Source organism: Clostridium sp. AF20-7 (assembly GCF_003479275.1).
GTDB classification, from domain to species: domain Bacteria; phylum Bacillota; class Clostridia; order Lachnospirales; family Lachnospiraceae; genus Otoolea; species Otoolea fessa.
In genome coordinates this window covers 24,938-38,011 of record NZ_QUGF01000003.1, presented here as the reverse complement: position 1 = coordinate 38,011, position 13,074 = coordinate 24,938, and the positions used below count along the sequence as shown (strand labels likewise).

Below are 13,074 nucleotides of genomic sequence, written 5' to 3'. Positions count from 1 at the left end.
CTGACTGCTTCTTCTACATTATCCTTCAATCGCAATATATTTTTTCTGCTCGACTTCCGGTTTTGCTTCTTTCTTCGGAACAAAAATCTTCAAAATACCATGCTTAAATTCCGCCTTGATATCTTCCTCTGTTATATCATCACCGACATAGAAGCTTCTCGCACAGGAACCTGCGTAACGCTCTCTGCGGATGTAACGACCGGACTTTTTCTCCTTCTCGTCCTCATCCAGTCCCTTCGCAGCCTGAATCGTCAGATTACCATCTTCCAGGGAAATCGAAATCTCTTCTTTCTTAAATCCCGGCAGATCCATCTCCAGCTCATAGCCATCTTCCATTTCCTTGATATCGGTCTTCATCAGGTTCTGTCCATGGCGTCCATACAGCTTTTTCTCTATCTTCTGTCCGGCGTTATCATCATAAAACGGAAAATCATTAAAGAAATCATCAAACAAATTTTCTCCAAAAATACTCGGCATTAACATAAGTCATCTCTCCTTTTCTAACTTCATTTCATTATGTTTATTTACCAACATTTTCGGAACCGGGACGGTCTGGGAACTTTTCTTTTCTTCCTCTTCCTTCGTTCTGGCTATGTTATAGCACTTCTTATTAGCACTGTCAAGAGGCGAGTGCTAATTTTTTTGTGAAGAATTTGTGAACGCTACGAGCCATGCACATTTACGTGAAAGAGCCATCTTTCAAGCTTGCTTGATAAAGATGGCTCTTTCATGGAAATGTATAGGGCGACAGCCCTACAGCGAGGGAAGTCTTTCCCGAGCTGTGCATGGCGTATGCCACTACTTCACAGGGATTTTTCACTTACTTTCGCACTCGATTTTCTTGATTTGACCACATTTTTACCACAAATTCTTGGAAAAATATATTCGTCTGATTTTCTTACCACATTTTACGACAACAACTTATGGTTTATACCACAGCAGGTACGGTTTCTGGCAGGTTCATTTTAGACATCTCATTCTCCACATGAGACTTATCTGAAATATGATTATAGACATTCATTGTGATCTGTGCATCTGAATGGCCCATCACATACTGCATAACTTTGGGATTGACATTGTTCTCACCCAATCTGGTACATCCCGTATGACGAAGGGTATGCGATGAAATAGGAGGCATCAACTCCGGCTCTCGCTTCTCTTCTTCTGCCAATTTGCTTTCTTTTTTATTATAGGCATTAACAATATTTTTCAGAAAGCTGTTCACTCCCGCTGGCATAATCGGACGTCCATGCTTTATATTAAAGATGAATCCACTGCGTCCACCTATCTCAACATTACTCTGTAAACCAAACATTAGGTTCAGTTCTCTCTGCTTACGGAACGCATCATATACCATCTGTGTCATAGGAATATTTCTGATTCCTGCATCCGTTTTGGTTTCTGAATCATGGAAACAATATCCGTCATCACCTTCATAATACACAAGCTGTCCACCTACATGGATCTCCCTGTTCTTCATATCCACATCTGACCAGGTTAAGCCGATGGTTTCACTCACTCTCAGGCAAGCCCCAAACATAACCTGCATCATTGGAAGATGAGGCTTATACACATTACTCTGTTCAACAAACTTCAAAAGTTTTTCCTGCTGTTCCAGTGTCAATGCTTCTTTCTCCTTTGCCGGAGCCCCATAATCTCCAAGTGTTCCTGTTACTGGATTCTTGCGGATAATCCCATCTTCCACTGTCAGTTCAAAACTGGGATTCAATAAGCCATAAAGACCTTTGATCGTACTGTGTGCCAGTCCTTCATCTGACAATGCAGAAAAGAACGTCCTTACGTGAGATGTCTTAAAATCCACAACACGTAGCAAAACTTAAATTCACTGCATTTTTCCTCTTTGGCAAAAGGAAAAGCACTGTAAAACCCATAATCCAACGGTTTTCAGTGCTTTTTTCATATTACATTATTGAATATCCCTCATTCTGCCTATATAAGTGAAACTTAGCGAAACTTAAATTAAATCTCTTTCAGACAATTCAATTTGGATATTCACCGACTGTGGATTATTTCTCAGTGCACCAGTTTCCAACTTACCGCCTGCTGCCTTGCATCCACAAATCTCTTATAAATACCTTCCTGTTTCATTAATTGCTCATGTGTTCCCTGCTGTGCAATTCTTCCTTTTTCAACAACCACAATCTGGTCTGCATGTCTGACTGTTTTTAATCTGTGGGCAATCATAATAATCGTTTTTTCCTTTGTAAGTGCATCTACTGCATCCATCAGCTCCTTTTCATTCTCCGGATCAACATTTGCCGTTGCTTCATCCAATATGACGATTGGCGCATCCTTCATAATCGCTCTGGCTATCGAAATACGCTGCTTCTCACCACCGGAAAGTGTGGCTCCTCCTTCTCCGATCACTGTGTCATATCCATTCGGAAGTTTGCTGATGAAATCATGACAACATGCTTTCTTCGCCGCTTCCACCACTTCCTCATGACTTGCATCCTGGCGTCCGAATTTAATATTATTCTCAATGGTGTCTGCAAACAAATACACCGACTGAAACACAAATGAGAAATTACTCATCAGACTGTTCATGCTGTAGTCTTTTACATTCACACCTCCAAGTGTCACTTCCCCGGAATCCACATCCCAGAACCTGGCAATCAGATTGCAAAGTGTTGATTTTCCTCCACCAGATGGTCCAACGATTGCTGTCGTCGTTTTCTGCGGAATAGAGAGCGATATATCATCAATGATCTTCCGTTTGTCATAAGAAAACGAAACATTAGAAAGTCTGATATCGTAATTTTCCGGCTGTATTTCTTTACCGTCGATATCCATGGTATCCAGCTCCAATATTGCATTTGCTTTATCTACACATACGCTTACCACATGTAAAAGAGATGAATAATTTCCTGCACATTCCAGACTGGCATAAAGCATAAATGCTGAAATTGTCATACCGATCGCATAGACCGCACTCATAGTTCCATTAATATAAAAATATGCACTGCAAGCCACGATCACAGCACCTGTAATTTTGGTTATCACACTTTGCAGAAAATGATAGGGCACAAACAGCATTTCCATCTTTGTATTGATCTTTTCACATGCTTCATTTGCATCATTTAATCTTTTCGCCTGTTTCCCAAGCAAGTTATATGATTTAACTTCTGATATTCCCTGCAGATACTCCATGATCTGGTTTACAAGCTCCATATCGCATACCACTTTTTGCTCTGAATCTTTTTTACCCGCATTCTGCATCACAGAATTGACCCCAAAGAAAATAAGTACTCCTGCTGCAGCTATCAGTCCAATTCTCCACTCAAAAATAAACAGCATAAGAATGATCATTGATGTTTCCAGAATTCCCTGCATTGTCAGCATAACCACTCTCGCAGCCACATCGCCAAGTATTTCCATTGTATTGGTTGTAATGGAAGAAATTTCCCCGATACTATTGGAATTGAAATACCCCATCGGCAGATATCGCAGATGTTCTGCAATCTTGATTCTCATAAAAGCACTTGCATTATATCCTCCCTCTGTCTGAAGCACTGTAGAGTATCTCTTGCAGATTACGTCGACTACAATTGCAAGAACCATAATCGCAACGGAGCCTCCAATATATTTTCCTGTCGGTTTCCCACTCAGCAGACCAATCAGTATGTACATAATAGCCGGAATCTTCATTGCTGAGGCAAGAGCCTCTATGAGTCCGATCACTATCGACAGTTTAAATTTATTGCCATTTTCCCTGCCTGAAAAACGAAAGAATTTTGCCAGAATCCCAAACATATCATTCTCCCTCCTTCACCGTATCTTTTACAGAAATATGGGCATTCCACATTTCCTTATAAAGCGGGCATGACACCAGAAGTTCCTCATGTGTGCCATGTGCTGTTACATTTCCATCATTTACAACAAAGATCTGGTCACTGTCCTTAACAGTAGAAAGTCTGTGTGCTATTACGATCAGGGTCTTCCCTGCTACCAGTTTTGCGATAGAATTCTGCAGAATTGCCTCATTTTCCGGATCTGTGTAGGCAGTTGCCTCATCAAGGATCACGATCGGAGCATCCTTTAACATTGCTCTTGCAATGGAGATACGCTGCCTCTCACCACCTGACAGATGTCCTCCTGCACCTCCTACAACCGTATCAAATCCATTCTCCAACTGCATGATAAATTCATAGCATCCACTTTTCTTTGTCACCTCGATGATCTGTTCATCTGTAGCATCCGGATTTCCCTGTCTGATATTTTCACGGACTGTTTCATTAAACAGATAATTGTCCTGTGCAACATATGCAATTTTCCGATTAAAATCTGCAAATGCCAGTTCTTTGACATCAACTCCACCGATTTTGATGCTTCCGGAATCCACATCCCACAGGGACGCAATCAGCTTTGCGATGGTCGACTTGCCGCTTCCGGAAGGTCCTACGATTGCATTTACCGTTCCTGCTTTCAGCTCCATAGTTACTCCGTACAGGATTTCTTTGTCGTGATAACCAAATCTGACATCTTCAAGAGTAACGGAGTTATCTTTTGGAACACTTTTACTTTTCTCTGGACGTTCAAGCTCCGGCTGTTCCAGAATTCCTGCCACTTCACCAACAATCACTCCGATCTTGCCAAGATCATCTGTATAGGAACCCACTGTGATCAACGGTCCAACGACTCCAAGTGATAAAATAATGCAGATGACAAAATCTGAAATCGCAAGTGTTCCATTAGCTACATAATGTGCCCCAAACGGCAATACCGTAAGAAGCGTATAAGGTGTGACCACCATCATCAGTCCATGAAAGATCGAGCACCGTTTCATCCAGGAAATAAAGGAATCTGCATAAGCCATAGCCGCCTTTGTAAATTTTGCATAAGAACTTTCTGTCTTTCCAAATGCCTTGATCACTTCGATTCCGTCAATATATTCCACTGCCGCATCATTCAGATCTTTTGTTGTCTGAACCGTTCTCTCGAAGCTTGGTTTATAATCCAGCATCATTCCAAAATAGGAAAGAAATCCCACTATAACCGGCACCAATGACCAGAGTGCCAGTCTCCAGTCTGTCAGGAAGAAATAAATCAAAATCACAATCGGTGCCAGCAGATTGGACGTGAATTCCGGGACAATATGCGCCAGTGTTGTCTCGATACTGTCGATTCTTTCCACCATAATATTTTTAAATGTACCGGAAGGTGTGTCTTTCACATAGCCAAGAGGTACCCGCGCCAGCTTGTCACAGCAGGATTTTCTTATATTTGCAAGTACTGCAAACGTTGCTTTATGTGACAATGCTGTCGAAAGTGAATGAAGCAGTTCTGCAATGATAAACGATAATGCAATCAGAACCGCTTTTGCAAGATATATTTCAAACTCCTTTTCACCATTTAAAAACAGCTTTACTACATCTGCAATAATAAAATACGGCAAAATCTTAAAAATCACATTTCCTATTGCAAGTAACACACTCCACACATAGGCAATTCTTTTTTGTCCGGCCCACGTCAGGATCCAGCTGACTGCCGACTTCTTTTTTTCTTTCACATCTTTTCACTCCTTACGTTCGTTTTATTGTTTCGTTTTATTATTTTACCTTCTGTTAGTTCGCACTAACCAACATATAATAAAATAGGTGGTCTACTGGCATCAACCACCTGATATTATTATCCTGTCTGAACTTTATTCAGAAATCCAGAACCTGCAACACACATAACCTATTCAGAATTCCTGCATCAGTTATACTGGAAATTCAATATTCCACAATCGTTCCCAGCCACCTGTATTAAATTCTTTCAGTTGATGTACATTTTTCTTTGCAGTCTCCCTGTCTATATCATGCTCAATGATCTGAAATACTGATGAAAAAAATCCCGTATAGATCATATGCATAAGGCTTTCCTCTACAATCGGTATTTTTACACCGTTCTCTTTCATCTTTTCCATATAATTCAGGCTGGACTTCATTTCCCGCTCTACCATATTGTGTATGAATAATTCAAATTTTCCACTGTCTCCGCATTTCAACAATAATCTGAAATTATCATAATGATCATAGATATAATCAACCATCTGCTCCATCCCATCACTGGATGTATCCGACATATTCCTTGTCTGATCACTGGCAGAAAGCTTTTCAAACTCCTCAACGATCTGGTCATAAATCTGATAAATATGTTCCATATAAGGATCCGTCAGTGCATCAAAAAGTGCCTCTTTCGTCGGATAATATTTGTAAAATGCGCCAGTAGTAAGTCCTGCATCTTTTACAATATTTCTTAAAGATGCTCCTGTCAAACCATCTTTCAGAAAATGTTTTCTGGCTGTATCTAATATGTTTTTCTGTGTATCTTCTGCTTTCGTCGACATTCTTTTCGTATCCTCTAAACTTCTTTTCAAAATATAACAGTGCTATATAACACTGTTATATTTTAACTCATTACAGGAATTTGTCAAGTCTTGGTGTTTCAATTTTTTATTTTCCTCGTGTATTCAGTTTCCACTCCGCAGATGCTTTCTGCAGTTTTACAAGTCTGTTCTATTCAGACAGATTTTCTGTTCCTCAGATCGTCGTTGCTCTGCTGAAGCGATTGATTCAGCTTCTGCGTTTCGGACAATTCGGTTGTCAGACACTGAATTCCTACGGTTGATTTCCGAACTTCTTCTCGCAATCTCTGCCTGTCGGACAAGATCGTCTGTTTCTCTTCTTCCAGCATCTGTATCTGCTTTTTCTGTGTCCGCATGAACTCTTTCGCTCTCTCGAAACTCTGCATTAGAAGATCTTTTTCTACTTTGAGCTTGATCGGTGATTCCTCCGGCAGCTGCGATGGCTGTGTCAAGTTCTCTGTAATAATTTCTAAGTTCTTCGGCTGCTCTGCTTTCTCTGATTTCAATATCTCTGGATTTTTTCCTATTTCTATCAAATTCATTCTCTAGTCCCTCCTTGCTGATATCCAGATGAAATGTTTTTGACAGATTGCTGTCTCTCACCTTCTTCCCATCCTGGTTCTGAAAAGTAATGTGCTTCCGTTTCTCTGTCCAATTTACATTCCATCCAAACTGTTTCATTTTTTCCTTAAACTTTTCTTTGCTGATACAATTTTCCAGTGCTTTTAAAACTGCCATTGCACAATCCGCTACTAAGCTGTCTTTCACCTGCTGATGGAACAGGTTATATTTATCTTTGCTCCATGCAATGACTTCCCCTTTTTCAATCTGGCTTCTTATTCTTGAAATGGTGATTACTCATTACCGTAAAATTCTTAGTTCTCTCTACACGAAAAATCTGTGCCATTCTATCTCACTTCCTTTCCAGACAGAAAAAGACGCAAGCCACATTTCTATGACTCACGCCTTTCTCTGCACTTCATTATTAAATTGAAAATTTCTATTCTTCTTTGTATACGTTAATTTCATTTTATTAGCACTCTCCATTTCTCATCTTTTTTTGACCACAAATTTACGACATTTACGACAAATCTGACACTGCTTTACAATACCAGACAAAATGGCTGATGCCCCGGAAAGCCTGTAAAACAGGCACTTCTAGGATACACAAGACAGAACAAAAATCGACTTCCATTATCAATAGGTGAGTGCTAATTATTTGTGAATATTTTGTGAAATTATCAATCCTTTTTCTCTCTATCGATACTGCCACACTAAAGAGGATAGGAGAATTCTTGCAAAGTGTTGTTAAAAAAGTAAATCTCTAATATTATTCTTATACTATTTCATAATCAAAACCGTCGCCAGAATACAGACGAATCCAATCAACTCTGCCGGTGTAAAAACGGAATTCAGCCAGACCGCTGACAGGCACGCCGCCGTCAGCGGTTCCAGGCAGGCAAGCACCGAAGCGCGCACCGGTCCCGTCAAAGAAACTCCCTTTAAAAAAAGAGTATACGCAACCGCACTTCCCAGTATCACAAGCACACCCAGATAAAATGCGGCATGACCGTCCAGCCCCGCCGGAACTTCCCAGATGCGGACGGCTCCCGATAAAAGCACGCCGCCGATAAACATTCCCATCCCGGTTGCAGGAATACTTCCCCACTGCTTCACCGGATTTTTTGAAAGCAGGAAATACGCAGCTGCGCCGACACCTCCCATGATTCCCCAGAAAAGTCCCTTCGCCGTCAGTTCCATGCCGTCCAGTCTTCCTCCCGTCGCGATCAGCCAGACTCCAAAGAATGCCAGACAGATACAGAAAAACGTCCGTTTCGTGGGCAATGTACGTTCTGCCGCGCATACAAAGACCGCCACAAAGATAATCGATAAATTCTGCAGCACCGTCGCCGTTCCCGAATTGGTCCATTTGATTGCATTTAAGTACGCATACTGGGACAGCACCAATCCCAGAAACGAAAACAGCACCATCTGAGCCATCGCTTTCTTATCCTGAACCAGTGCCCGCACCGGCAATTTTCCCTTCGCAGCGGCAGCAAGCAGAAGAATCGTCCCCGCCCCCAGCATTCTAAGCGCCGTCACCCACGCCGCATCAATCGGGTAGGATGAAAACAGTGCCTCCCCGCATGTTCCCGAAAATCCCCAGCTAGTCGCGCCGATCATGCAGCAGAGAGCGCCGAGGCGGGCAGACGAAGAAGGAACTTCTGTGGAATTTGATGCCTGTTTTTCTGTGGCATGATTCGACTCCTTGATGTTCATTTGATTCTTTCCATCTCTATTCCTTTTTAACATCTTTCATTTCTCCACTATTCTTTTATGAGTTTCGTTCTTTTTCATTGACTTTATCATTATATCGGTATTATCTTTATTTATATATAAAAATATCGGCTTGTTTTTTCATTATATTGAGGTTATTATGATTACAAACTATCTTTCCATAAATTCTGACCGGGAGGAAAACCTGATTCGTATTTTCCCGGATTTTCCGGTTTCGGTGTACCGAACCGACTTTTCCGATCCGTCTTATCAGCTTGTGAGCTGGCACTGGCATGAAGATTTCCAGTTCTGCCTGGTCGAGCGCGGCGAGGTCTGTTTTCAGACGCCTGGTTCCAGATTCCCGATTTCGTCCGGCTGCGGTATTTTTTTAAACCGACGGCTCGTCCACAGCGCTTTGCCATTGACGCCGGATTCCTCCTACTACTGCATCAATTTTTCCCCGGCGCTTCTGACTGCTGCCAGCGGGGCTGCTTTGTCGGATGCGATGGTTCTGCCCCTTTTGAATGAGGAAACCTTGTCTTTTTTCCAGTTTGACGCCCTCACACCCGACGGTTCTCTGCTGACGGACTCCATCTGCCGTATTTTACAGCTTTCAGAGAATCACACACCTGAAAGCTCGTTTCAGGTATATGGTACCCTGTTTTCCCTCTGGATCATCGCCTGGCGCTTTCTCCGTCAAGACGAATCCACGTTCAATAAACGCGGCGATACTTCTGCCGCCAACAGCCGCCTGAAAGAGATTTTCCACTACTTGCAGGCGCATTACTCGCAGAAAATCACCCTGCGCGAGATCTCTGACGCAGTCTGCCTCTGTCCGGAAGAATGTGAACGTTTTTTCAAACGGATGACTGGCATCACGATTTTCCAGTATCTCCTTGAATACCGGATCAAAAAAAGCCAGGAGCTTTTGAACAACTCCCGCCTATCTATCGCGGAAATTGCCCAAAGCTCCGGCTTTACAACACAAAGCTACTATTCTTCCTGTTTCAAACGCCTGACCGGATGTACACCGGGGGCGTATCGTAAGCGGAAAATTTCTCTTATAACTTTTCTTTAAGGAATTGCTTCTTCTTGAAACTTCCTTAACCGTGTTCTCATCCGATTCTTTCCATACACAGCACAAACGAGACACTTTGCACTCCTGTTTTATCAGGGATTGCAGTTCTTACAAGGTTCATATCCATCTGCAATCACTTCATCGCGCGTACCGGTAAATTCCTGCCGGTTTGCCGCCTTCATCTGGGTGACAGATGTGCAGCTTGGAAGATGAAATTTTTTCGAGTTGGTATTGAGAATGTAGGTCTGAACCGTCGCGCTGCTTCCAGAGGATCCAGCGCTGCCTCCCGACGAACCAGCTGCTCCCGATCCAGCCGATTGATTCTGGCTGCTGCCATTTCCAGCCGTTCCCTGTCCGGCTGTGCTTCCCGCACTTCCAGAACCGTCCGCCCAGCTTTCTCCTGTCGCATAATCGATCGCAATACCCGGCTGGACATTATAGACGTACACGCAGAACAGCACTCCCTCGCCCTGATCCTCGACGGATTCCGCCTCCATCAGGACGCCGGAGACAACCAGATTATTGCCCTCAAAAACCGGTGTCACGCGGTACATGACATGGTTTCCGGTTTCTTTCACGTAATCGGCTGTCAGATTTTCAAATGGCAGCATTCCCTGTACGTTCAGATAGCGGGTTCCGGTAATCAGGTTTTTGACATTAGCATTCTCCGCCGTGAGCTGGTAGCCGATCAGATGACAACGGTTATAGAGATACTTTCCATCCACATTGTCATACTTCGCCGTATGCCAGCCCGTCGGCTTGACTTCCCCGATCGAGCCGCGCTTCTCCGTCGGCATCGTGTCCTGCGAAACCGAAGCATATGCCACGCCGCAGCGCCCCAGGCTGTCCAAATCACTGTAACTCTCAAATGATACATCCGTCAGGTCCGCATCGGTAAAATACGGCACATTTCCATTGACCGCCACATACGGCTGACCGGAATATGCCGGTACATCCGCCAGATTAAATGACGTTCCCGAAGCAGAAGATACACGGTTTCCACCATTTTCTGACGATGACACCGCCTGCGAATCTCCGTCCGCACTTTCCGCCGGATTTTCCTCCGCGCTGACACTTCCGTTTCCATTCAGACTTTCCTCTGGAATCTCCTGCGCGCACGCTGAAACAGACAGCATCGCCGCTGCAGCCAGCCCCAGAAGCCACATTTTCAATTTTCTCATATGAATTTCTGCCTTTCCGTTTAAGCCTATCCCTTTCAGAGCCATGTAGATTTGCGCGTTCTGGCGCCTGATTTTCAGGTGCAGAACCGGCTCTTTTTTATATTTGACTTGTTTTTTATGTTTTTCTTACTCTTTTATATTGTACTTACTTTTTATGTATATTTTTTACCTGCGCACATACCGCTCTTCTGTGATTTTCTCATGCGAGGAACCCGCATATTCCTGCGTTTCTGCCAGCTTCCAGCTGCCCAGATCCATCTTAAAATACATATCTGCCGGATAATCCCGGTTCCAATGACAAAGAATCACTTCTTCGATCCGGCTCTCATACGGAACAACATCCTTGTTCTCGACAAAACAGTACTCTCCCGGCCCCGCCTTTTCCAAAAACGCTTCATCTGCCTGAATCTGCCCAGATTGCCCCAGTTGCCCGGATTGTTCCTGTTCTTTCGGCATATTTCCATTCACCTGTAAAAACTGTTTCTGGCTGTATGCATTCATCCACAGTTTTTTCCCACCTGTCAGCTCCATAATACGCTTTCTAAGCACGCGGTCCTGGCTCTGCCGTCTGTGATTGAACATCATGCCGTTCTGATTATCCACACATACAATTATCTTCATCTCTCTTTTTCTCCCTTTTTCTATCTGCTGTACGTTTCATGTTTCCCAAGGAATCAAAGCAAGCGTCAGCTCCTCCATCCAAGTCCGCAGATTGGGACGTCTGACTGCCAGCGTATTGACAATCACCGATCGTACACGCACTGGCATCGTTTCTCCTTCTTTTACCAGCCTGCTCACATCGTTTATGACATAAAAATTGCCATTCTCATATCCCAGATACATCATCACATGTCCCGGAAAATATAGAAGTGTGCCCGGTTCTAATGCTCTTAAAATCTGCTCTTTTTCTGAGCAGCACCGCCCCGCCAGCTCTATTTTTCTAACTGGCATCTGCAGCTGACCGGTCGTATTGCGAGGCAGGATCCATCCAAAACAGCGGTACACTTCCCGGATATAGGAAGAACAATCCCGGCTTTCCAGCATCCCGCCCCAGCCGTAACGATCTCCCAGGCACTTGAATGCCTGTTTAAGAATCCCACCGGTTGTCAGATTCAAATACCCCACTGATACATCCCGGCTCATCGGAATCAGTCCTTTTTGCCGGAAGAAACTGCCATCCGGGGCGCGGCATGGAAGCCAGACGATGTAATTATTCCAAGACAGTCTGTTCTGTACCCTCTGTTCTGCCTGTGCTTCTGTTGTCTCTATTAGCGCTCCTGTCCCTTTTATTCTGTTTGTTTCTATTGTTTCTTTTATCTCTGGAATTCCTTCTTCCACGCACAATTCCAACACCGTACCCATCCGAAGCCGGTATGCACTGGTTCCCGGATAGACCGCACTTGCTTCCAGCCAGACCATGTCCCCTGTCACTACTAACGGATGGATCGGAAATGCCGCCATCAGCCATTCCGCCCGGTTCCGACAGACTGCCACCGACTCTGCCGATATCCAGCCCTCGCTGCATTCATTCCGGACATACAGATAACTCTCCTCCTGCACCGAACCCAAAATCAAAAGCGGTTCCCCGACCATACAGAGACAAAGTGCTACCTCATCCCACTCCGGATCGGATGGATCCTCCTCATCGGCTAAAAAAGTCTCCATCGGAAACTGTTTGATCAACCCCTGTGAAATCGCGATTCCATATTTGATATGAACATTTTTATTCACGCAATTTTGAGCATCACGCACAGTCCAATTTATCCCCTGTATCCCAAATGATAAGAAATTTCCACACCATTTATCATAAACAACTCTCTCTTCTTTGGCAAAGGCTTCACTTTTCAAATCATGCATTTCCGTTCCAGATGTCCGTAAAATCCGTGCATTCAAATTTTCAATTTCTTCCGGCGTCATTTTTACTGATTCTGACACATTTTCTATATCGATCCAATGCTCTGCCTGGCATTGTTCCTTCGAAACATCTGGTGCGAATGATAAAAAAGACGATCTCATATGAACTGTTCCAAAACAGCCTGCTTAATTTTCGTATCTTTTATATGATGCATCTTCCTTTTTTATACACAATAAGGAATCGGCAGCACCCTCAGCTGGCGTCTCGTCGTTTCCGAAAGTGCCCCAGCTGACTGACCAGCAAATCCATCAGA

11 protein-coding genes are annotated in these 13,074 nt (G+C 43.6%); 1 reads left to right on the top strand and 10 read right to left on the bottom strand.

Annotated elements, in window-relative coordinates:
- Positions 1-18: 18 nt before the first annotated feature.
- The 7 genes from DWX68_RS03345 to DWX68_RS03310 all read right to left on the bottom strand — a co-directional run bounded on the left by DWX68_RS03345 (position 19) and on the right by DWX68_RS03310 (position 8,683).
- A complete protein-coding gene (locus tag DWX68_RS03345; RefSeq protein WP_022359203.1) occupies positions 19-483 on the bottom strand; it encodes an Hsp20/alpha crystallin family protein in 465 nt (154 codons plus the stop codon).
- A gap of 445 nt (positions 484-928) precedes the next feature.
- Complete coding sequence (locus DWX68_RS03340) at positions 929-1,822, bottom strand: tyrosine-type recombinase/integrase (protein WP_227589625.1); 894 nt, start codon at positions 1,820-1,822, stop codon at positions 929-931.
- A 212-nt stretch (positions 1,823-2,034) separates the two neighbouring features.
- Positions 2,035-3,774, bottom strand: a complete 1,740-nt coding sequence (locus DWX68_RS03335; protein ID WP_118628622.1) for an ABC transporter ATP-binding protein — start codon at positions 3,772-3,774, stop codon at positions 2,035-2,037.
- A gap of 1 nt (position 3,775) precedes the next feature.
- A complete protein-coding gene (locus DWX68_RS03330) occupies positions 3,776-5,530 on the bottom strand; it encodes an ABC transporter ATP-binding protein (protein ID WP_118628621.1) in 1,755 nt (584 codons plus the stop codon).
- Between the two features lie 192 nt (positions 5,531-5,722).
- The gene (locus DWX68_RS03325) at positions 5,723-6,352 is read right to left on the bottom strand and encodes a TetR/AcrR family transcriptional regulator (RefSeq protein ID WP_021739680.1); all 630 of its coding nucleotides are present in this window, start codon (positions 6,350-6,352) and stop codon (positions 5,723-5,725) included.
- Positions 6,353-6,508: 156 nt separating this feature from the next.
- A complete protein-coding gene (locus tag DWX68_RS03320) occupies positions 6,509-7,108 on the bottom strand; it encodes a hypothetical protein (protein WP_181357169.1) in 600 nt (199 codons plus the stop codon).
- A gap of 603 nt (positions 7,109-7,711) precedes the next feature.
- Complete coding sequence (locus DWX68_RS03310; RefSeq protein ID WP_118467827.1) at positions 7,712-8,683, bottom strand: EamA family transporter; 972 nt, start codon at positions 8,681-8,683, stop codon at positions 7,712-7,714.
- A gap of 124 nt (positions 8,684-8,807) precedes the next feature.
- On the opposite strand from DWX68_RS03310, the gene DWX68_RS03305 reads away from it, so the two are divergent.
- On the top strand, positions 8,808-9,725 hold the full coding sequence (locus DWX68_RS03305; RefSeq protein ID WP_117796338.1) for an AraC family transcriptional regulator: 918 nt from the start codon (positions 8,808-8,810) through the stop codon (positions 9,723-9,725).
- 92 nt (positions 9,726-9,817) lie between these two features.
- Here DWX68_RS03305 and DWX68_RS03300 read toward each other — a convergent pair whose 3' ends face one another.
- The 3 genes from DWX68_RS03300 to DWX68_RS03290 all read right to left on the bottom strand — a co-directional run bounded on the left by DWX68_RS03300 (position 9,818) and on the right by DWX68_RS03290 (position 12,637).
- Positions 9,818-10,906, bottom strand: a complete 1,089-nt coding sequence (locus DWX68_RS03300; protein WP_118628710.1) for a DNA/RNA non-specific endonuclease — start codon at positions 10,904-10,906, stop codon at positions 9,818-9,820.
- Between the two features lie 165 nt (positions 10,907-11,071).
- Positions 11,072-11,527, bottom strand: a complete 456-nt coding sequence (locus tag DWX68_RS03295; protein WP_118570058.1) for a ribonuclease Z — start codon at positions 11,525-11,527, stop codon at positions 11,072-11,074.
- Positions 11,528-11,563: 36 nt separating this feature from the next.
- Positions 11,564-12,637: an NlpC/P60 family protein gene (locus DWX68_RS03290; protein WP_182432127.1), complete on the bottom strand. Its 1,074-nt coding sequence runs from the start codon at positions 12,635-12,637 to the stop codon at positions 11,564-11,566.
- Positions 12,638-13,074 lie beyond the last annotated feature (437 nt).